Consider the following 20,613-nt stretch of genomic DNA (forward strand, 5'->3'; position numbering starts at 1 on the left):
TTTTTATGGAACTTCAGGGCATTTGTCATAAAATGCACGTCGGCCTCAAGGACCTTAGTGTAACTGATCAACAGATACAGCGGGCAAATGTTGAATATAAATTAATTTTAGATCGTGCAGAAATTGATCTTCCGTTTAATTTAGGCCAAGAAATCGAGATTGAATGGACCGGTAATATTTACTGCGTGTCTTGTGGCAACAAAACTTCCAAATCATTTTCGCAAGGTCACTGTTTTAAATGTTTTAAAACCAATGCTTCATGTGATATGTGCATCATGAAGCCAGAGACGTGCCATTATCATTTGGGCACTTGCCGCGAAGATGAATTTGCACAGAATGTCTGCTTCCAACCACATATTGTCTATCTGGCCAATTCCAGTGCATTAAAGGTCGGCATTACCCGTACCAGCCAAATGCCGACTCGCTGGCTTGATCAGGGTGCCTCCCAAGCCCTGCCGATTATGAAAGTGGGCTCACGTCGTCTTTCCGGAAAGCTTGAGGTCATGTTTGGTACGCAGGTTGCTGATAAAACTGACTGGCGCAAGCTACTGAAAGGTGAAGCAGAACCATTGAACCTGATTGAAGTGCGTGAACAACTGCTGGAAGAATTTGCGCCTAAAATTCAAAGCATTCGCGAAGAATTTAATCAGAATCTAGAATTTAATGAAAATATTGAAGTATTGGAAGATGAATTCGCACGAGAGTTTATTTATCCGGTAGAACAATATCCGGAAAAGATTAAATCGCATAATCTGGATAAAACTCCTGTGATTCGTGGCAAATTACAAGGCATCAAGGGCCAGTATTTAATTCTGGATACTGGCGTGATTAATATGCGCAAATATACCGGTTATCAACTGATTATTCGTGCTTAAACCATTATTTGCCTAGAAAACAAAAAACCAGCCCGCAGGCTGGTTTTTTTATACAACAATTTTATTTGATTTTTGCCTGAGATTTCAGGTAACGCGTATAGTCATCAAATTCCTGCTGACCACGAAGTTGCTGATATAACTTCACCAACTCACTACGCTGTTCTGCACTTAATACATCCACCGGATTTTTCTTCACTTCTGATACCGCAACCACAACCAGTTCATTCGGCATTTTCGCTGTGGTCACTGACCAATGGCCTGCTTTTGGTGTCGGCAGACTAAAGGCCGCACGCTGTACATCACGTTTTAGTAAACCTTCAGCACGTGTGTAAACGCCAGCATCTTCAAAGATCAAATCACCTTTCGCCACTGCTGCAGCCGGTTTGGTTTTGAACTCATCCAAAGCTTTCTGAATTTTTGCTTTTGCCAAAGCAGCTGCCTTGTCTTCAATCAACTGAGCCTTAACACGGGGTTTTGCTTCTGCCAATGTTTGTTCGCCGGCTGCATGATAATTACGCACCTTTATCCAGGCTACATCACCATTGGCTAACTGAATGCTTGATGAAGCATTACGATCACCATTTTTAACATCGTCATTAAACAATTTGACTTTGAGGTTAGCATCGCTCAGCACAGGATCACGGGTCGAAAGTGTTACACCTTGGGCTTTCTGGACTTGTACACCTTTAACTTCCTGTGTAACGACATCCAGAGAATCACTTCCTACCACCATATCATTTAGCGTATTGACCGTATCAGAGAATGCATTGGATTTTTTAGCAGCCAAGGCTTCTTCAGACAAACGTGCTTTTTGTGATTCAAAAGAAGGAACTGCAACATCTGGCGTTTGCACAGAAATGATGTGGTAACCATAATCTGTTTTCACTGGTGCAGACACCTGACCCGATTTTAAAGAACTAACCGTCTGATCAAATGCAGTACCAAATACACCTTCTTCATAAACGGCAAGCGCGCCACCTTTAGACTTAGATTCAGGGTCTTCAGAATATTGTGCTGCTGCCTGAGCAAAAGTAGTACCGGCTTTAATTTTGGCTGCAATATCGGTCGCCAGTTTTTTTGCTTCAGCATCACTACGACTGTCCGCCGTAATTAAAATATGCTTCACATCTGGTTTAACTGTCTGTTTTTGTGTTGCAACAAAGGCGGTATAGGCTTCCTGAAGCTCAGCCTCTGTAACCGCTAAACTCTCCACCTGAATATCGCTTGGCTTTAACACCACATAGTCGACATCTACACTGGTCGGCTGTTTAAATAGCGTTTTGTGTTTTTCATAATAAGCAGCAATATCTGCATCCGTCACTTTGACATCTTTTTTATAGCTGTCCAGATTAATGCTGGAAATATGAATATGACGTTGTTCAGTTTGTAAATCGGCAATCTGCTGCATTTCGACTGGGCTTACCAGTGGATAATCCAGGAAAGTCGATGACAGCATCTTCAGCGCATGATCTTTACGTAAACTTTCAATCAAAGCGCGATTGGTCATGCCAATTGATTTTAGATAATTTTCATATAAAGCATTCGAGAACTTGCCATCTTGCTGGAAAGTAGGCTGCTGAGCAATCATCTGTTCAATTTGCTGGTCACTCAGACTGATCCCTAATTCTTCAGCCTGTTGCAGCAATAAAGTACGTGCAACCAGAGTATCCATGGCTTTCTGGTCAATGAAGCTTTGATTCAGTAAAGTTTCATCCCCATTGGCATAACTGAGATATTGTTCTTTAAATGATTTGGTCAGTGACTCTAATTCTTTTTGAGATATTTCAGTCCCGTTCACTGATTTTGCCGCATCAGAGTTTCCGCTGCTAAAATATCCTTCAATACCTACAAGTGCTAACGGGGTCAAAAACAGAACGAGCAAGACTTTGCCCAACCAACCCTTAATAACTTTACGAAAAGCTTCCATAAGTATTCCAATATTTTATTTGCAAAGGATTTTAACCGAAAATACCCATTGAATGAATGTGTTAATCATCACAATTAAATTTATCAATAAAAAACGCGCCAAAGAAGGCGCGTTTCGTCGCTGGGTAAGCTTAAGCTACAGCGTCTTTTAAGCCTTTACCTGCTTTGAAGCTAGGTACTTTGCTTGCTTTGATCTCAAGAGTAGCACCAGTTTGTGGGTTACGGCCAGTACGTGCAGCGCGTTCTTTCACACCGAAAGTACCAAAACCCACTAAAGTTACTGTATCACCCGATTTTAAAGCTTCAGTAACAGAAGCAATTGTAGCATCTAAAGCTTTACCTGCGTCAGCCTTAGATAATCCCCCTTTTTCTGCAATTGCATCAATTAATTCTGATTTATTCATGAAGATTACGTCCTCTTAATATCGTTTATTTAAGGTTCAAGAATTGGTTTAACATGCCATAACGCCTTTATAGCAATGCTTTAGGTATAAACGCAATACTTAAGAACCTCTTTTTTTTCAAAAAATATGCGAAAAAAACATTGAATAATAAATAAAGTCATTTTATTTAAGTTTTTTCGGCAATTCTTCTTTCATTTTTTCTTGTTCCGCAGTCAACTGATCAACCTTGGTATGCAACTGGAGAATTAAACGTTCCAAATACTGTACATCCTTCAGTGTGACTAATCCTATACGATTCAATGAGTGATGAACAGAGTTGTCGATTAATTTTTCCACTTTGTCTTTGGTGTCTGTGACCGACTCTTTGGCTTTTTCTGAAACCTTCTCTACAGTTTGATCGGCAATATCTGCAGTTTTAGATTCAAGTTCTTCCCCGACCTTGACCAGCGAGTCAAACAGTTTATTGCCTTCCTCTTCTGCACGTGAAAATGCCCCAAGTCCAGCCAACCAGATCTGTTTGGTGTATTTACGAAAATCAAGAACCGATTTGCGCTCCGAGGCAGATTTAGACTTGGGTTTCAGCATTTTCTCATTCGAAGCTTCAGCTGAGTCTTGTGCTGTTTTTGACTTGTCCATGTGCACGGCTCCTGTTTGTTTTCTGCGCAATTATTATAAATTATTCTACAAAACCACTGCATAATAGCAAATTTAGTACTTGATAGATTTGATAAACTGTTCTACAAAGCAATTTATTTCAAGTCTAATTTGATTTAACCCTGAAATCTCTTCACAAGCAGGAAGCTTTTTCACTTTATATTTCAGGTAAGGATTGGTTGTATATGAGCGAATCGCAACAAAGTCAAAATCAACCGCATTTGTTGCTTACGATGACGTTAATTGTTTTAGAGACAATATTTACTTTCATTCTCAAGCATGATCGTGTCGTTGCATTACAGGCCAAAAAGTTTGTAGATAAAAACATCTCGATTAAAATCAATAGCTATATTCCATATTTCGACTTTTATGTGCAATTCACCCCCAATGGACTATTATTTGACCACAAAGCACCGGGCCGCATTGTCGACCTGGATGTGCGCACTACACTTCCCGATCTGATTAAAATTTTCATTTTTGGCAATCGTCGTAGCATTCGCAGCATGCGCATTGATGGCAATCAGGTTTTAAAAGATGAGTTTCGTGATCTGTTAACCGTATTCAGCTTGCCAAAAGTACTAGCCGACTGGAAACACTGGCTGTCTGATGCGCCGACGGATGAAGCGGAAATTATTGCTTCTAAAAAGCGTATTGCACCGCTTTTAAAGAAAATTGAAGAACAGCGCTCCAAGATCAATACCCTGCAAGTGGAAGTCAAACAGTATAAAAACCGCCTGAAACGGATCGAACGCCGTCAAAAGCGTATTAATATCATTTTTGGCCTGAGCAGCGTACTTTTGATTATGTTATTAGTGTATAATTGGCTGAGCATATAAATCTTTCATTCTCCAAAAATTAAATCCCACTAAGGTCTACTAAAAATAACTTGACTAATTTAGTCGGGATTCATAAAATCTACACATCTAGTCTAACCATGTGTATCGAATCATGCGCCTAACCACTCGCGGTCGCTACGCTGTGACTGCTCTACTTGATCTAGCTTTGCAGCCTTCTGAAAAAACGATAACGCTCGCTGAAATTGCAGCACGTCAAACTATTTCTGTTGCTTATCTTGAGCAGTTATTTGCGAAGCTCAAGCGTCATGGTTTAGTTTCTAGTGTTCGTGGCGCAAATGGTGGTTACCATTTAGCACGTAATGCAGATGAAATTACTGTGTTAGCAATTATTGAAGCTGTAAACGAAACAGTTGATGCGACTCGCTGTGACCATAAAGGCAATTGCCAGAATGGCGCGATGTGCTTGACTCATGATTTATGGCAGGAACTCTCCCATCACATCGCCGATTATTTAGAAAAAATCTCGCTTGCTGATCTGGTTGCACGTGACAACGTCCAGACTGTGTCATTACGCCAAAAATCAGCACCTTTAGATTCAGCCCTTTTATCGGTTACAGGTATTTGACATGAAACGTCCGATTTATCTTGATTATGCAGCTACAACTCCTGTAGATCCTCAGGTTGCTGAACGTATGATGGAATGCTTAACATTCGATGGTACCTTTGGTAATGCGGCATCTCGTTCACACGCGTATGGTTGGCAAGCAGAAGAAAAAGTTGAATATGCACGTGAACAAGTTGCGAATTTAATTAAAGCTGATCCACGTGAAATCGTATGGACTTCAGGTGCAACCGAGTCAGACAACCTTGCGCTTAAAGGTGTGGCTCATTTCTATGCATCTAAAGGTAAACATATCGTTACCTCTAAAATCGAACATAAGGCAGTTTTAGATACCTGTCGTGAGCTTGAGTCTGAAGGTTTTGAAATTACCTATATTGAGCCTCAACCTCAAACCGGTTTAATTACGCCTGAAATGGTACAGGCAGCGATCCGTCCAGACACAATTCTTGTTTCCCTGATGATGGTAAACAATGAAATCGGTACTGTGACTGATGTTGCAGCGATTGGTGAAATCACTCGCGCCAACAAGATTTTCTTCCATGTCGATGCAGCTCAGGCAGCGGGTAAAGTTGAAATTGATCTTTCAACTTTAAAAGTAGATTTGATGAGCTTCTCTGCGCATAAGATCTATGGCCCTAAAGGTATTGGCGCACTGTTTGTACGTCGTAGCCCGCGTGTACGCCTTAAAGCTGAAATGCATGGTGGCGGCCATGAACGTGGTATGCGTTCAGGTACCCTTGCGACTCACCAGATTGTAGGTATGGGTGAAGCGTTTGAACTTGCAGGCAAAAACTTGGAAGCTGAACAGACTCGTTTACGTGTACTTCGCGACAAGCTGTGGAATGGTTTACAAGGTCTTGAACAAGTGTTCCTGAACGGCCATCCAACACAAAACGTAGCGAACTACCTGAATATTAGCTTCAACTTCGTTGAAGGCGAATCATTGATGATGGCATTGAAAGATGCTGCGGTATCTTCAGGTTCGGCATGTACATCTGCAACACTTGAACCATCTTATGTACTTCGTGCATTGGGTCTTTCAGACGAACTTGCACACAGTTCGATCCGCTTCAGCTTCGGTAAATACACCACTGAAGAAGATATCGATCACGTATTGACTATCACTAAAGCTGCTGTTGAGAAGTTACGTGAACTTTCTCCGCTTTGGGATATGTATAAGGAAGGTATTGACCTTTCTAAAGTTGAGTGGGCTGAGCACTAATTTTCATTCTGAGATAGTGACAAATCCGTTGCTATCTCATTGAGAAAAGTTTTTTTACCCCCATATTTAATACTGAGGCTGACCCCGAGGTTTGGAGAAGCAACATGGCTTATAGCGAAAAAGTAATTGATCATTACGAAAACCCTCGTAATGTTGGCGTTTTAGATAAAAATGCTGAAAACGTTGGTACTGGTATGGTTGGTGCGCCAGCATGTGGTGACGTGATGCGTTTACAGATTCAGGTAAACGATGAAGGCGTGATTGAAGAAGCACGTTTCAAAACTTATGGTTGTGGTTCTGCCATTGCATCAAGTTCACTTGTGACCGAATGGCTCAAAGGTAAAACTTTGGATCAAGCTCAAGCGATCAAGAACATTGATATTGCAACTGAACTTGCACTTCCACCAGTAAAAGTACACTGCTCTGTTCTTGCTGAAGATGCAATCAAAGCAGCTGTAGAAGACTACCGTAGCAAGAAAGTTAAAGCTTAATTGTTCCACGTTTTGAAATTTTAACGGAGTTTTCATGATCCATTTAACTGAAAATGCTGCAACTCATATCAGCAATTATTTAAAAAATCGCGGTAAGGGTGAAGGCATTCGCGTTGGTGTGAAAACTTCAGGCTGTTCTGGTCTGGCCTATGTGCTCGAGTTCGTCGATGAAGTCGATACACATGACCAAGCCTTTGAGCAGTTTGGGGTTAAAGTATTCGTTGACCCGAAAAGCCTGGTTTATCTTGAAGGTATGGAGATGGACTATGTTAAAAACGGCTTGAACGAAGGCTTCGAATTTAACAACCCCAACAAAAAAGGCGAATGCGGTTGTGGTGAATCCTTCACTGTATAAACCCGGCAGTTATTCTCTTTTTGACATTAAAACAGTGTGTTTCACACTGTTTTAATTGCATTTATACAGTTACTTTTGCACATTAATCGCGGATCCCATCTCCCATGAATCATTTTGAGTTGTTCAACCTTCCTGTAGCACTCGATATTGATTTAGCGGCTTTAAAGACTGAATTTTTAAAGTTGCAGCAACAATATCACCCAGATAAAGCTGAAGACAAAGATCAGGCTCTGATTAAATCAAGTGATATCAATCAGGCATTTAAAACCTTGTCAGCGGTCGATAGCCGTGCAGCGTATTTACTGTCTCTCAAGAAACAGGATTATCACTTAGATCAGTCGATCAGTGATTTTGAATTCTTGCAGGACGCTCTGGAAATTCGTGAACAACTTGACGATGCAACTTCTGCTGAAGATTTAACTTCACTGAAAGTCGAAGTCCAGCAATGGATTGAGGGCTTGGTTCGCGAGTTCAAAATTGATTATGCGGATGAAGACTGGGCCGAAGCACGCGATACAGTGCGCAAACTACGCTTCTTCGTTAAAGTCATGGCCGATATCGACAAAGCGGAAGACCGCTTCCTGGACGATGACAGCTTTGATCTTGATGATGATTTCTAATTTTTAGTATTTAATATTTAACGTGCAAAGGATGTAACACTATGGCTCTCTTGCAAATTGCAGAACCAGGTCAATCAAGTGCACCACATGAACACCGCATTGCGATTGGTATCGATTTAGGCACCACCCACTCTTTGGTTGCCACGGTTCTTTCAGGTAAAGCCAAAGTACTTAATGACGAACAAGGTCGTGTGCTACTTCCTTCTATCGTGCATTATGCAGAACAACAGACTCAATACGGCAATGAAGCTGCGCCTTTCATTACTACTGACCCTAAAAACACCATCGTTTCTGTAAAACGTTTTATGGGTCGCTCGAAAGCTGACATCAAATTCCAGCATCCTTATGCGTTGGTTGGTGAAGCGAATGAAATGCCGGCTTTTGAAACCGCACAAGGCCGTAAGACGCCGGTTGAGATTTCTGCAGAAATTTTAAAGCAGTTGAAAGACCGCGCTGAAGCCAGTCTGCAAAATCCGGTCAATGGTGCCGTTATTACTGTTCCGGCCTACTTTGATGAAGCACAGCGTCAGGCAACCCGTGATGCTGCTCAACTTGCTGGCTTGAATGTTTTACGTTTGTTGAATGAGCCAACCGCTGCTGCTGTTGCTTATGGTCTCGATCAGGAAAGCAATCTAAGTACAGATCGCAACTATGTGATCTACGACTTGGGTGGTGGTACCTTTGACGTTTCGATTCTGCGTTTTAGTCAAGGTGTGTTTGAAGTTCTGGCAACCGGTGGCCACACTGCCCTCGGTGGTGATGACCTAGATCGTTTGATCCTGAAATGGGCCAAGAAACAACTGAATATTGACACCTTGAATGATGCAGAATATGCACATTTTGTGGTTGCAGCACGTAAAGCCAAAGAAGCTTTGTCTGATGCAGATTCAGTTCAACTCAAATTGCTTGATCAGGTATTGACGCTTGACCGTCCGACATTTGAAGAGATCATTAAAGTTGCTTTGGATAAGACCATCAGCGTATGTAAGCGTGTGATGCGTGATGCCAAGCTTGAACTGGATGACATTCAAAATGTCGTTTTGGTCGGTGGCTCAACCCGTTCTTATGCAGTACAAAAAGCCGTGCGTGAAGTATTCAATCAAGAACCACTATGCACTATTAATCCGGATGAAGTGGTTGCGATTGGCGCATCAATTACTGCGAACCAATTGATTGGCAACTCAACTGATGGCTCATTACTATTAGACGTGACGCCTCTGTCTCTTGGTCTTGAAACCATGGGCGGACTGGTTGAACGATTAATTTCGCGTAATACTGCGATTCCAGTCGCTCGTCGTCAGGAATTTACGACTTATCAAGATGGCCAGACTGCCATGTTGATTCATGTGGTTCAAGGTGAACGTGATCTGGTTGAGCATTGCCGTAGTTTAGGGCGTTTTGTCCTGCATGGCATTCCACCAATGACTGCCGGTCAGGCACGTATTGAAGTGACGTTCCAGGTCGATGCAGATGGCTTGCTGACTGTATCTGCCAAAGAAACCACCTCTGGCGTGACGGCTCAAATCGATATCAAACCATCTTATGGTTTATCGGGTGAAGATACTGAACGTCTGTTGCTAGACGGTTATAAGTTCGCTGAAGAAGATAAGAATCTTCGTCATTTGAATGAAACCAAAGTGGAAGCACAGCGTGAGCTGGAAGCACTGGTTCAGGCACTCCAAGCGGATGCCGGTCTGTTGACTGAAGATCAACTTGCAGCACTGCAAACTGCGCAAGCACAACTTGAAACTCAGCTTCAGGGTTCAGATATCAAAGCGATTGAATCTGCCGTTGAACAGCTTAAAATACATAGTGATGCTTTTGCAGCAGCACGTATGAATCAACATATTGATGCAGCTCTTAAGGGCACTAAACTCGACGACTGGTCAAACTCAAACTAATTTAAGGTAACGACTATGCCACGTATTAAAGTTCTTCCACATGCGCAGATTTGCCCCGAAGGTGCTGAGTTTGAAGTCGAACAAAATGCCAATCTTTGCGAAAGCCTGCTAAAAAATGGCATTAAAATCGAACATGCTTGCGATATGTCAGCAGCGTGTACCACCTGCCATGTAGTGGTACGCAAAGGTTTTGACAGCCTGGAAGAAATGGATGATGTTGAAGCTGACTTACTCGATCGTGCCTGGGGTTTAGAACCTGATTCACGTCTTTCTTGTCAGGTTAAACTGGACGATGAAGATCTGGAAATTGAAATTCCAAAATACACCATTAACCATGCGTCAGAAAATCACTAAGATTTTCGTTGCAGGCTAAAATAAAAAACCACGCTCATGCGTGGTTTTTTCTCTTTATAAGAAACAATTAAAGTAAATTTACATGAACTTTAAATGTGTTCAATTACTTCATCCTCAAGCTTCAATTTGACAATACCTTGTGAATTGGTCATTTTCTGCTGAGTTTCAATGCGTTTAATCATTTTTTCTAGTACATGAATCAGCTCAGGATATTCAAAGTTTTGCACTTCATCCAGATTCAGCAATAAATGAAAGCCCTTATATTCATAATCGAACCAGCGCTGATACTCGACTTTCTGAGACGCATATTTTTCCATGACCTGCCAGGTTCTTACATGTGCTTTAATGCCTTTCAAGAATATCGGCTTTTTCGGTGCACAAAGATAATCATCTTTGATCAGATTATGAGTATCTTCCGAAATCAGGATTTCATCGACTTCCGCTGCACTTTGCAAACGCGCTGCCAGATTGGCATCACGTCCTACAATGGTATAAGCCATACGATGCGTAGCCCCATAATTCCCTACGTGGCAATAACCGGTTGAAATCCCCATGCGGATATGCAGTGGCGGATAACCCATTTTAATCCAGCGTTCCCGCAGCAATTTCATTTGCTGACGCATCGCCAATGCCATTTCCATACAGTTCTTAGCATCCTGTTCCACACCTTCGGAGTTCGGATCACCAAAGAAAATCAGGATGGCATCACCCATGAATTTATCGACAGTCGCTTCATAATTTTTAGCGATTTCGGTCATATGCCGAAGATAGTCATTCAACAGGAATGCTAAATCATCTGGAATCAGAGTTTCAGATAGCTCTGTAAAGCCTTGAATATCAGAGAAAAAGATCGTCAACTTTTTACGTTTATATTCAATTTTGGCTTCAGATTCACCTTTCATAATGGATTGCCATAACTGCACGGGCGCATAGCGACTCAGCTGATTGGCAAATTCCATATAACGGTTCATCTGTTCGAAATAATGGTCTTTTTTCTGGGTCATGTATTGCACACGACCACTTTGATAAAAACTTCCGACACCAAAATAGGTAATCAGACAGATAAAGCCTAAAACGGTCAACTCACTGCTGGTCGGTTCGAAATAATTATTAAACCCAAAGACCAGAATATTGGCCAGATAAAAAAGCGTAATCCCGATCAGGCTGGCTAGAGATGCCATCATAAATGAAATTTTATTGCTGATCGCGGTATAGAGCACTGCGACCAGACCCAGCAAGGACAAGACCAAGTCCAGATGCACGGCCGCCAAAACCACCGAAATGACAATGACATCAATCAGGAAAAGAATATTACGCCGGATGTGATAATCATGACGATAGATCAGCCAGCGAGATAGTTTCGGTGTAATTAGCAAAACCAGAAACAAAAAAAATGGAACAAAAAGCTGATACTGGGTATCTGGTTCAGTGTAATGAAAGACGACCAGAACCACAGACAGCATGATGTATCCCATCATGCGATGGAAATACTCAAACTGATGGGGTTCTTTTTGAATCCAGTCGTCTAATTGCACTCACTCCCTCCCTGAAGTCCGCAACTGTTCATGGTTCTCGGAATGCCTTGGCTGATTAGTCCATGCGCCAGTCAAATGGCATGTCGCCCTGACCACGTAAAGCCAGCATTAAGGTTTGACGCATATGTGCCAATACTTCACTGCTATAAGGAACAGCAGGTGTACCCCAAACAGGCTTCGGCCATGCAACGTCGTTCTGATAACGAACTACATGATGAAAATGCAATTGCGGCACCATATTACCCAGCGCTGCTACATTCATTTTATCTGCACGGAAAACACGTGCCAGCTGGCTTGATAACCAGCTTGACTCTCTTAAAAACTGCTCTTGGTCAGCTTGACTCAATTCATATAATTCAGAGACACCCGGCACACGTGGAATCAGAATGAGCCAGGGAAATTGCATATCATTCATCAAACGACATGTTGACAAAGGAAAGTCGCCTACAAAAAACGTATCTTGAGCAAGTTGTGGATGCAAACTAAACATATCTTTATAAATGATGCAAAATTAGAATGATGGCTAATACTAACATATCCAACTGAAGCTGAATATTGAAAGCAATGTGTTTAAAGACAAATTCTCATGATTTGTTGCGAAGCACATCACAACAATTACTGTAAACAATTCATTAAAAAAATCAAGCCTGTTGTTCCTGCAAACTTCATTGGAAAATGAAATCCAAACTGAATTTTCAGGCTGATTTAATCGAATAAAATCAGTGCAATTCTTTAAGCAGACTGTCCAGTAAATCCTGTATAAACTGAATCCGCTTTTGATAGTCTTCCAGCATGACCATGACTTTTAGACGTTGACCGCCATCCATCCGGAAATAGGTCGGATGTTTCTGCATCATCTGGATAATCGTCATGGCTTGAACCGGAGTATCCGGTGCAAATTCAATATGCCCACCCTGACTGCTGATATCAATTTTAGTAATACCAAGCTGCTCGGCTTTCAATCGAATCTGATGTACAGCAAAGAGCTGTTTGACCGGTTGCGGCGGTATACCAAAACGATCGATCAATTCCATCCGGATATTGTCCAGTTTTTCCTGGGTATCAGTATTACTGATGCGTTTATAGAACAACAGACGTTGATGCACATCACCCAGATATTCATCTGGAATCAACGCTGGCATATGCAGGGTAATTTCGGCAGTCAATGACAATGGTGCATCGAAGTTTGGCGTTTTGCCTTTTTGAATGGCTTTGGTGGCTTTTTCCAGCATTTCCATATACAGGCTATAACCAATAGCCTGCATCGAACCACTCTGCTGCTCACCTAGTAACTCACCTGCGCCGCGAATTTCCAGATCTTCGGTTGCCAGCATAAAACCGGCACCCAAGGTCGAAGCACGCTGAATGGCATCCAGACGTTTTTCTGCATCACCTTTTAAGGCTTTTAAAGACGGCACCATTAAGTAGGCATAAGCCTGATGGTGTGAGCGTCCTACACGTCCGCGTAGCTGATGTAATTGTGCCAGGCCCAGCTTGTCAGCACGTTCAATCAGAATGGTATTGGCATTCGGAACATCAATCCCGGTTTCAATAATGGTCGAACATACCAGAACATTGTATTCCTTGTGATAGAACTGCTGCATCACCTGCTCCAGTTCACGTTCACGCATCTGCCCGTGGGCCACAATCACCCGCGCTTCCGGCACCAGTTTACGGATATGCTCGGCGGCACGATCGATTGTATCAACTTCATTATGCAGAAAATAAACCTGACCACCGCGCAGCAATTCACGCAGAATCGCTTCTTTAATGGTGTCATCGGTATGTTCCTGCACAAAGGTTTTCACCGCAAGACGGCGTGCCGGCGGTGTGGCGATAATCGACAGATCACGCATGCCACTAAAGGCCATATTCAGTGTCCGTGGAATTGGAGTTGCAGTCAGTGTCAGCATGTCGACATCGGCACGCATCGCCTTGATTCGTTCCTTGTCGCGCACCCCGAAACGATGCTCTTCATCGACAATCATCAAGCCAAGATTCTTAAACTGAACATTTTCCTGCAAAATCTTATGTGTACCAATCACAATATCGACTTTACCTTCAATCAGGTCGTCAATGGTCTTGGTATGTGCTTTGGAAGAGCCGAAACGTGACAGCACTTCAATCCGGACTGGCCAGTCGGCGAAGCGGTCTTTGAATGAATCATAATGCTGCTGTGCCAGCAAAGTGGTCGGTACCAGAATCGCCACCTGCCGGTTATTCTGTACTGCAACAAATGCGGCACGCATTGCGACTTCTGTTTTACCAAACCCGACATCACCACACACCAGACGATCCATCGGCTTGGCCTGCTGCATGTCATGCAACGTCGCTTCAATCGCATTGGCCTGATCCAGTGTTTCTTCATAGGCAAAGCCACTGGCAAATTGCATATACAGGCTTTGATCGATTTCAAAACTGATCCCGGGCTTGGAAGAACGCCGTGCCTGAATATGCAGCAATTCGGCCGCGACATCGTGAATCTGTTCCAGCGCTTTACGTTTGGCTTTATTCCATGCGTCCGTACCCAGTTTATGCAAAGGTGCCAGATCCGGATCACCACCACTGTACCGGCTGATTAAGTGTAGATTGGTCACCGGCACATAGACTTTGGCGGCATCCGCATAATCCAGCTGCAAAAATTCGTGATCCTGATCATCAATACTTAGGGTGACCAGACCGGCATAACGTCCGACCCCATAATCGATATGTACCACAGGCGCGCCCATGGTCAGCTCAGTTAGACTTCGGATCAGAAACTCTTCGGAAACTTCCTGTTGACGTTTGCGACGGCGCTGTACCACGCGATGTTCATACAGCTGATTTTCAGAAATTACGCTGACACGATCGGTCAATACCAGACCACGCTCTAAAGGCGCATTGGTAATGGCAATTGCATACAGAGATTGAATAAAACTATCAAAATTTTCAACCGTGGGGATATCACCCAGACTTGGCCTTAAGGCATCTTTAAGACTTTCCCGGCGTCCAGCACTTTCAGCCACTAGCAATACCGGATGATTAGCCTGATCAATATATTTTTTGATTTCATGAAACGGTTTTTCACGTTTCGGATCTACGGGCAGACGCGGTGGCAACTGGGTATCAAGATTCAATACCCCAGCTTTTTGATCAAAAGATGTTTGTGCGGCAATGATGCGTGCAAACTGGTTCAGCTGCTCCAGCACCTGATTGGTCTGAAAAAACAGGCTTTCAGGCGGCATGATCGGTTGGTCGACATTGTGGCGACGATCTTCATAACGGCGCACCACATCTTGCCAAAACTGGCTGAGACTTTCGTCCAGAGCCTTATCTGTAATGACAATGCCATTCTTCGGTAGGTACGAAATCAGTGAACTTTGGCCTTGCATGGCTTCCGCGCTGAAAAACAAGGGCAAATAAAACTCGATTCCCGGCGAGACTATGCCATCCATCACATCCTGATAGATCGGGTTTTTCTTTGGATTCGCGGTCGGGAAAAATTCGGCATAGCGGTCACGGAAAGTGGCACGACCTTCCTTGAGCGGAAATTCCTGTGCCGGCAATACGGTAAACTGCTGCAAACTTTGCGTGGTGCGCTGAGTTTCGGCATCGAAAAATTTCAGGCTTTCAATTTCATCATCAAACAGGTCAATCCGAATCGGTGCTTCCTGTCCCGATGCGTAGATATCCATGATACTGCCGCGTACCGCGAATTCACCTGGATCATAGACGGTATCGACCAGATGATAACCGGCCTGAATCAACTTTTTCTTTTGTTGTTCCAGATCAAATTTCTGACCGACATGAATATCGAAATGCTCACCCAGAATCCATGAGGTCGGCGCCACACGTTGTGCCAAAGTTGAGGCGGACAGCAACAGTACGCCAGTTTTTGGCATATTGGATAAGATTGCCAGACGTTCCGAGACAATATCCTGATGGGGGGAGAGACGGTCATAAGGCAAGATTTCCCAATCTGGAAAAATCGTGGGTTTAACCCCATAAAATTCCAGTTCACTTTCCAGTTGACCCAAATGCTGATTATTACGTGCAATCACGATAAATAAACGCGATTGCTGCTGCACGATTTCTTTGAGCAACAATGCCGTCGAGGAACCTTGCAGATTGCCTAACCAGCGTTTCTCGCCTGCTTTGAGTTGTGGTAAATTGAGTTGGGAAATTTCTTGTTGGAACATGGATATAGCTTTAAAGTCTAAATAACCTGAGGCTTATACTAGCACGATGATCTCAGGATATTTTGTTATTTTTATGCAGTCTTGCCACATCCATACGCTTCGATTTCAAGCCACTTTTAACACTTATTTTTTCTCTCGCAGAAAGTTACGATAATAATCATTTAACTTCTTGAGGATCATTTTAAATTGCAGCAGGTTCTCTTCGGTATTTCCCAAAGTCACATTAAAACGCTGATGGGCAATTTCCAGATCAATCTTTTCATTGATCAGCATCGCGGTGTCGTATAAAGCTTTTAAATCATCAAACTGTTTTAGACGGCGATTGGACAAATATTCTAAGCGTGTGGTCAGTTCCTGATTTAAATCAATGCCATCCACGATATAACCTGTGCCTTCGACATGCTGGATATTCTGCTCGTCTAAATATAGCTGTGCAGCAGTCGGTTTATTAGTTTTAAATAATGCACTGATTTTATCAAACATCGCCATTTACCCAGCCAAATAAAGTTCAGACCCTAGTCTAGATGAAAATGCCTCAAATCCACATATCGAACTTGAGGCAAATTGTCAAAATCACAACGATCAGTTGATTTGAGCTGTTTCAAGACAATTTATGCTATCAAGAAACCTGTTCGAGCTGACTCTCTGCTACAGGTATTTCAGACACCAGATTTTCAAATGCAAAAATCTCTTCTAATTGCGCTTCACTCAATAAGCCTAACTCTAATACCACCTGTGGCACGGTTTTATTTTCCCACATACATTGTTTGCCGATTTCATCACACTTGGCATGTCCCAGAATCGGTTCAAGCAAGGTCACAATCCCGACACTGCGCATGACGGAACTTAAGCAAATCTGTTCATTGGCCTGAATACCAGCAATACATTTCTGATTCAGGGTTTGCATGCCTTGGGTCAATAATTGAATTGATTCATTCATCGCCACGGCAATCACAGGTTCCATGACATTCAATTGTAACTGCCCGGCTTCCGCAGCCATAGTAATGGTTAAGTCATTACCAATCACCCGGAATGCAATCTGATTCACAACTTCTGGAATTACCGGATTGATTTTTGCCGGCATGATCGAAGAACCTGCCTGTAACTCAGGTAAGCGAATTTCAGCTAACCCTGTACGCGGCCCCGAGCTGAGCAAGCGCAAGTCATTACAGATTTTGGACAATTTCACTGCCAGACGTTTTAAACTGCTCGACAAGATAATAAAGACGCCACAATCGCTGGTCGCCTCGACATAATCTGCTGCACCTTTTAAAGGTAAACCTGTCAGGTGCGCCAAGATTTCCACCACCCGCTTGGCATAGCCCGGCGGTGTATTCACCCCGGTCCCAATGGCGGTGGCGCCTAAATTGACTTCCAGCAATAACTGTCGCATCTGTCCAATCAGCTTCAGGTCTTCTTTTAATAAGGTGGCAAATGCCCGGAATTCCTGTTCCATGGTCATCGGCACGGCATCTTGTAACTGGGTACGTCCCATCTTGATGACATATTCAAATTCGGCAGCTTTATGATCGATACAGTCAATCAATGCTTTAAGCACGCTCAATAACTCATCCAGACTGCTATAGGTCGCCAGACGCAAAGCCGTTGGATAGACATCATTGGTCGATTGCGAGGTATTGACGTGATCATTCGGATGCAGAATGTGATAATCACCTTTCTGATGGCCCGACATTTCTAGGGCAATATTGGCAATCACCTCATTGGTATTCATATTGATGGAGGTTCCGGCACCGCCCTGATAAGGATCGAGTGGAAATGCCGTTTGCCACGCTTCCGGATGCTGAATCAATTCATCACAAGCTTTCTGAATGGCAGTACTGGTCTGCTCGGACAATTTTTGAAAGTGCAGATTGGCTTGTGCCGAAGCTTTTTTCACTTGGGCCAAAGCACGAATAAAGTGCGTTTGTTGCCCCACCGCCAATCCAGAAATCTTAAAATTTTCGATGGCACGTAAGGTATGAATCCCATAATAGCTATGCAACGGGATTTGTTTTTCCCCCAATAAATCACGTTCAATGCGGGTCGGTTCGATTTGAAGCATATTGTCCACTAAAAAATACTCTTGGCGATGCACCGTATTTGGTGTGACATTAATATGAGCAAACAAATACAGGCCTAATAGGAAGACTTTAACCTAGATTTGCTACGATTTATTACCAATACGCTAAAGCTGTGAGTTTTGTAAGATTGTGTAAGCAATTGGCTAAGATTCAAATATTTTCATTATTTATTCAAAATTTCCACTTTTCCCCTGAATTCGACGTCGTATTGCCTTTTATCCGCTCAAGTTATTCCTAATTCAATTTCAGTGAATTACTACTCTATTTACAATAGGTATACATAAAAGCTGTGTAATTGTTACAGAGTGTAATTTTTAAACCATGCTTGAATCACCTCCTTGCAATCTCAGTACAAAAAATCATCTTGGACGATGATTTCCATATTTACAGGATGACCTGCCCATGACTTCTTTAAACCCCACCCTGATTACTTTCATGTTTTATATTATCGCCATGATTGCAATCGGTTTATATGCTTATCGTGCCACCTCCAATTTTGACGAATATATTCTAGGTGGACGGAGTCTGGGCAGTGTCGTCACTGCACTTTCGGCGGGCGCATCGGATATGAGTGGCTGGCTGTTGATGGGTCTTCCAGGAGCCATTTACTTGTCTGGTCTGTCAGAAGTCTGGATTGCGATCGGTTTGATTATCGGTGCATGGCTGAACTGGTTACTCGTGGCAGGTCGACTGCGCGCCCATACTGAATATCAGAACAATGCTCTAACCTTGCCGGATTATTTCACTAGCCGTTTTTCCGATCGTAAACGTATTTTACGGGTCTTGTCTGCCTTGGTGATTCTGGTGTTCTTTGCAATTTATTGTGCCTCAGGCATGGTCGCAGGTGCACGACTGTTTGAAAGCCTGTTTGGCTGGGATTACACCACAGCGCTTGTGATTGGTGCGATGGCGACGATTCTTTATGTTTGTATTGGTGGCTTTTTGGCGATCAGCTGGACAGATACATTCCAAGCCGGTTTGATGATTTTTGCCTTATTGCTGACTCCGATCATTACCTTCTTGGCTCTGGGCGACAACAGCCAGCAAGTGAGTGTCATCCTTGAATCGGCTCGCCCACATGCTTCAAGCATGCTTGAAGGTTTAAGCACCGTTGCGATTATTTCCAGTCTGGCTTGGGGCTTGGGTTATTTTGGTCAGCCGCATATTCTGGTGCGTTTTATGGCAGCAGATTCGGTCAAAACCATTCCTGCTGCACGCCGTATTGGCATGACCTGGATGATTCTATGCCTAGGCGGTGCAGTGGCTGCCGGTTATATCGGTATTGCCTACTTCAGTGTCAATCCCGCATTGGCTTCGGTGGTGAATCAAAACCCTGAAACGGTATTTATGGAGTTGACCAAAATCCTGTTTAATCCATGGATTGCCGGAATCATTCTGGCTGCTATCTTGGCGGCAATTATGAGCACCTTGAGCTGTCAGCTTCTGGTCTGCTCAACCACCCTGACCGAAGATTTATATAAGAGTTTCCTGCGTAAAAATGCTTCACAAAAAGAACTGATCTGGGTCGGTCGCGGCATGGTCTTGGTGATTGCCCTAATTGCCATTTCACTGGCGATTAATCCGAACAGTAAGGTTTTGGGTCTGGTGGCTTATGCCTGGGCGGGCTTTGGTGCTGCATTTGGCCCGCTGATTATCTTGTCGCTATTCTGGAAACGAATGACCCTCAACGGCGCAATTGTGGGTATGGTGGTTGGTGCCATGACTGTAATTGTCTGGAAAAATTATATGGGTGATACCGGTCTGTATGAGATCATTCCAGGCTTTATTCTGGCCACCCTCAGCATTATCATCGTCAGCCTGCTGGATAAAGCACCGAGTGCTGATGTGGTCAAACGCTTTGAAATGGCTAAAGCCGAGTATCAAAAAGAAATGGCAGAAATGAAAAAATAATCACCTTTTTTCTTGCACATAAAAGGGACTTAATCGTCCCTTTTATGTTTCTTAGATTCACAAATGAAGTTCTTGAAAATTACTTGGCTTTTCCCGGCATTTTCAGATGGATCTGCTGACTTTCTTTAATCACTTCCATCACCGGATAACTGCGCGTTTCTTTAATTCCGGGCAATTGCCACAAGATCTGACCAGAGATTTTCCGGAACTCATCCATATTGGCACAGCGGATTTTTACCACGAAATCAAACCCGCCACTGATCATATGACACTCGATAATTTCAGGAATCTGCCGCACAGCATGGGAAAATTCATCTAAAACATTCGGCGTGGTTTTATCCAATAAAATTTCAACAAAGACCACAAAACCATTATTCAACATGACTGGATTGAGGCGCGCTTCATAGCCCACAATAAAACCTTCCCGGGTCAGCTTTTGTACACGCGCCAAGGCTGCTGTAGGCGACAAATTGACCAGTTCAGCCAGTTTGATATTGGATAGCTTGGCATCGGATTGCAATAAACCCAGTATACGAATATCTATACGGTCAAGGTTCAAATAAGGACTTGGCATTAGAATTATTCTCTAAAAAAAGCGAAAACTATAGTGAGATATTCGTCAAATATTCTGTGATTATAGATTAAAACTCATTCACCTCAAAGAACTGATTGACGCAGTACAGGAAG

At 43.1% G+C, this 20,613-nt stretch carries 19 protein-coding genes; 10 read left to right on the forward strand and 9 right to left on the reverse strand.

Going from position 1 to position 20,613, the window contains the following annotated elements; translation table 11 throughout:
* Positions 1 to 5 precede the first annotated feature (5 nt).
* Positions 6 to 875 carry a DUF2797 domain-containing protein gene (locus AC1P5O_RS05045; RefSeq protein ID WP_004646770.1) on the forward strand — a complete coding sequence of 290 codons (870 nt, stop codon included), beginning with the start codon at positions 6 to 8 and terminating at the stop codon, positions 873 to 875.
* Positions 876 to 936: 61 nt separating this feature from the next.
* Here AC1P5O_RS05045 and AC1P5O_RS05050 read toward each other — a convergent pair whose 3' ends face one another.
* The 3 genes from AC1P5O_RS05050 to AC1P5O_RS05060 form a co-directional block, all read right to left on the reverse strand.
* Complete coding sequence (locus AC1P5O_RS05050) at positions 937 to 2,802, reverse strand: SurA N-terminal domain-containing protein (RefSeq protein ID WP_004646769.1); 1,866 nt, start codon at positions 2,800 to 2,802, stop codon at positions 937 to 939.
* Positions 2,803 to 2,932: 130 nt separating this feature from the next.
* Positions 2,933 to 3,205, reverse strand: coding sequence for a non-specific DNA-binding protein Hbs (locus AC1P5O_RS05055; protein ID WP_004279807.1), 273 nt, complete (start codon positions 3,203 to 3,205; stop codon positions 2,933 to 2,935).
* Between the two features lie 162 nt (positions 3,206 to 3,367).
* Positions 3,368 to 3,841 (reverse strand): phasin family protein, encoded by a 474-nt coding sequence (locus AC1P5O_RS05060; RefSeq protein WP_499005798.1) that lies wholly within the window; start codon positions 3,839 to 3,841, stop codon positions 3,368 to 3,370.
* A gap of 203 nt (positions 3,842 to 4,044) precedes the next feature.
* Between AC1P5O_RS05060 and AC1P5O_RS05065 the strand changes: the two genes are divergently transcribed.
* The 8 genes from AC1P5O_RS05065 (at position 4,045) to fdx (ending at position 10,221) form a co-directional block, all read left to right on the forward strand.
* Positions 4,045 to 4,695 (forward strand): hypothetical protein, encoded by a 651-nt coding sequence (locus AC1P5O_RS05065; RefSeq protein ID WP_121979718.1) that lies wholly within the window; start codon positions 4,045 to 4,047, stop codon positions 4,693 to 4,695.
* A gap of 112 nt (positions 4,696 to 4,807) precedes the next feature.
* Positions 4,808 to 5,281: an Rrf2 family transcriptional regulator gene (locus AC1P5O_RS05070; protein WP_004279811.1), complete on the forward strand. Its 474-nt coding sequence runs from the start codon at positions 4,808 to 4,810 to the stop codon at positions 5,279 to 5,281.
* Between the two features lies 1 nt (position 5,282).
* Complete coding sequence (locus AC1P5O_RS05075; RefSeq protein ID WP_004279813.1) at positions 5,283 to 6,500, forward strand: IscS subfamily cysteine desulfurase; 1,218 nt, start codon at positions 5,283 to 5,285, stop codon at positions 6,498 to 6,500.
* 104 nt (positions 6,501 to 6,604) lie between these two features.
* On the forward strand, positions 6,605 to 6,991 hold the full coding sequence (iscU, locus tag AC1P5O_RS05080) for a Fe-S cluster assembly scaffold IscU (RefSeq protein WP_004279815.1): 387 nt from the start codon (positions 6,605 to 6,607) through the stop codon (positions 6,989 to 6,991).
* Between the two features lie 34 nt (positions 6,992 to 7,025).
* Positions 7,026 to 7,346 carry an iron-sulfur cluster assembly protein IscA gene (gene iscA, locus AC1P5O_RS05085; protein WP_004279817.1) on the forward strand — a complete coding sequence of 107 codons (321 nt, stop codon included), beginning with the start codon at positions 7,026 to 7,028 and terminating at the stop codon, positions 7,344 to 7,346.
* A 104-nt stretch (positions 7,347 to 7,450) separates the two neighbouring features.
* Positions 7,451 to 7,966: a Fe-S protein assembly co-chaperone HscB gene (hscB, locus tag AC1P5O_RS05090; RefSeq protein ID WP_004646764.1), complete on the forward strand. Its 516-nt coding sequence runs from the start codon at positions 7,451 to 7,453 to the stop codon at positions 7,964 to 7,966.
* A 41-nt stretch (positions 7,967 to 8,007) separates the two neighbouring features.
* Entirely contained in the window at positions 8,008 to 9,867 is a 1,860-nt protein-coding gene (gene hscA, locus AC1P5O_RS05095; protein WP_004646762.1) for a Fe-S protein assembly chaperone HscA, read from the forward strand.
* Positions 9,868 to 9,882: 15 nt separating this feature from the next.
* Complete coding sequence (gene fdx, locus AC1P5O_RS05100) at positions 9,883 to 10,221, forward strand: ISC system 2Fe-2S type ferredoxin (protein ID WP_004279821.1); 339 nt, start codon at positions 9,883 to 9,885, stop codon at positions 10,219 to 10,221.
* An 89-nt stretch (positions 10,222 to 10,310) separates the two neighbouring features.
* Here the strand turns inward: fdx and AC1P5O_RS05105 are convergent, their stop codons facing one another.
* From AC1P5O_RS05105 to aspA, 5 genes are all read right to left on the reverse strand, one after another.
* Positions 10,311 to 11,756, reverse strand: a complete 1,446-nt coding sequence (locus tag AC1P5O_RS05105) for an adenylate/guanylate cyclase domain-containing protein (RefSeq protein WP_004729820.1) — start codon at positions 11,754 to 11,756, stop codon at positions 10,311 to 10,313.
* 55 nt (positions 11,757 to 11,811) lie between these two features.
* On the reverse strand, positions 11,812 to 12,246 hold the full coding sequence (locus tag AC1P5O_RS05110) for an HIT domain-containing protein (RefSeq protein WP_004646760.1): 435 nt from the start codon (positions 12,244 to 12,246) through the stop codon (positions 11,812 to 11,814).
* Between the two features lie 229 nt (positions 12,247 to 12,475).
* On the reverse strand, positions 12,476 to 15,934 hold the full coding sequence (gene mfd, locus AC1P5O_RS05115; protein ID WP_004646759.1) for a transcription-repair coupling factor: 3,459 nt from the start codon (positions 15,932 to 15,934) through the stop codon (positions 12,476 to 12,478).
* Between the two features lie 123 nt (positions 15,935 to 16,057).
* Entirely contained in the window at positions 16,058 to 16,423 is a 366-nt protein-coding gene (locus AC1P5O_RS05120) for a hypothetical protein (RefSeq protein ID WP_004646758.1), read from the reverse strand.
* 130 nt (positions 16,424 to 16,553) lie between these two features.
* Positions 16,554 to 17,996: an aspartate ammonia-lyase gene (gene aspA / locus AC1P5O_RS05125; protein ID WP_034439543.1), complete on the reverse strand. Its 1,443-nt coding sequence runs from the start codon at positions 17,994 to 17,996 to the stop codon at positions 16,554 to 16,556.
* 421 nt (positions 17,997 to 18,417) lie between these two features.
* Here aspA and putP point away from each other — a divergent pair, with 421 nt between their 5' ends.
* Positions 18,418 to 19,926: a sodium/proline symporter PutP gene (putP, locus tag AC1P5O_RS05130; RefSeq protein WP_004646756.1), complete on the forward strand. Its 1,509-nt coding sequence runs from the start codon at positions 18,418 to 18,420 to the stop codon at positions 19,924 to 19,926.
* Positions 19,927 to 20,005: 79 nt separating this feature from the next.
* On the opposite strand, the gene AC1P5O_RS05135 is transcribed toward putP, so the two are convergent.
* Positions 20,006 to 20,500, reverse strand: coding sequence for an Lrp/AsnC ligand binding domain-containing protein (locus AC1P5O_RS05135; protein WP_004279833.1), 495 nt, complete (start codon positions 20,498 to 20,500; stop codon positions 20,006 to 20,008).
* Between the last annotated feature and the right edge of the window lie 113 nt (positions 20,501 to 20,613).

This window comes from Prolinoborus fasciculus (genome assembly GCF_056724605.1).

What these genes read in the sequence shown, in the direction of transcription:
- AC1P5O_RS05050 (WP_004646769.1), bottom strand. Translation starts at nt 2,802, where the DNA reads ATGGAAGCTTTTCGTAAAGTTATTAAGGGTTGGTTGGGCAAAGTCTTG.
- AC1P5O_RS05065 (WP_121979718.1), top strand. Translation starts at nt 4,045, where the DNA reads ATGAGCGAATCGCAACAAAGTCAAAATCAACCGCATTTGTTGCTTACG.
- AC1P5O_RS05060 (WP_499005798.1), bottom strand. Translation starts at nt 3,841, where the DNA reads ATGGACAAGTCAAAAACAGCACAAGACTCAGCTGAAGCTTCGAATGAG.
- AC1P5O_RS05135 (WP_004279833.1), bottom strand. Translation starts at nt 20,500, where the DNA reads ATGCCAAGTCCTTATTTGAACCTTGACCGTATAGATATTCGTATACTG.
- AC1P5O_RS05110 (WP_004646760.1), bottom strand. Translation starts at nt 12,246, where the DNA reads ATGTTTAGTTTGCATCCACAACTTGCTCAAGATACGTTTTTTGTAGGC.
- iscU (WP_004279815.1), top strand. Translation starts at nt 6,605, where the DNA reads ATGGCTTATAGCGAAAAAGTAATTGATCATTACGAAAACCCTCGTAAT.
- fdx (WP_004279821.1), top strand. Translation starts at nt 9,883, where the DNA reads ATGCCACGTATTAAAGTTCTTCCACATGCGCAGATTTGCCCCGAAGGT.
- AC1P5O_RS05055 (WP_004279807.1), bottom strand. Translation starts at nt 3,205, where the DNA reads ATGAATAAATCAGAATTAATTGATGCAATTGCAGAAAAAGGGGGATTA.
- AC1P5O_RS05070 (WP_004279811.1), top strand. Translation starts at nt 4,808, where the DNA reads ATGCGCCTAACCACTCGCGGTCGCTACGCTGTGACTGCTCTACTTGAT.
- AC1P5O_RS05045 (WP_004646770.1), top strand. Translation starts at nt 6, where the DNA reads ATGGAACTTCAGGGCATTTGTCATAAAATGCACGTCGGCCTCAAGGAC.
- iscA (WP_004279817.1), top strand. Translation starts at nt 7,026, where the DNA reads ATGATCCATTTAACTGAAAATGCTGCAACTCATATCAGCAATTATTTA.
- mfd (WP_004646759.1), bottom strand. Translation starts at nt 15,934, where the DNA reads ATGTTCCAACAAGAAATTTCCCAACTCAATTTACCACAACTCAAAGCA.
- AC1P5O_RS05075 (WP_004279813.1), top strand. Translation starts at nt 5,283, where the DNA reads ATGAAACGTCCGATTTATCTTGATTATGCAGCTACAACTCCTGTAGAT.
- aspA (WP_034439543.1), bottom strand. Translation starts at nt 17,996, where the DNA reads ATGCTTCAAATCGAACCGACCCGCATTGAACGTGATTTATTGGGGGAA.
- putP (WP_004646756.1), top strand. Translation starts at nt 18,418, where the DNA reads ATGACTTCTTTAAACCCCACCCTGATTACTTTCATGTTTTATATTATC.
- hscA (WP_004646762.1), top strand. Translation starts at nt 8,008, where the DNA reads ATGGCTCTCTTGCAAATTGCAGAACCAGGTCAATCAAGTGCACCACAT.
- AC1P5O_RS05120 (WP_004646758.1), bottom strand. Translation starts at nt 16,423, where the DNA reads ATGGCGATGTTTGATAAAATCAGTGCATTATTTAAAACTAATAAACCG.
- hscB (WP_004646764.1), top strand. Translation starts at nt 7,451, where the DNA reads ATGAATCATTTTGAGTTGTTCAACCTTCCTGTAGCACTCGATATTGAT.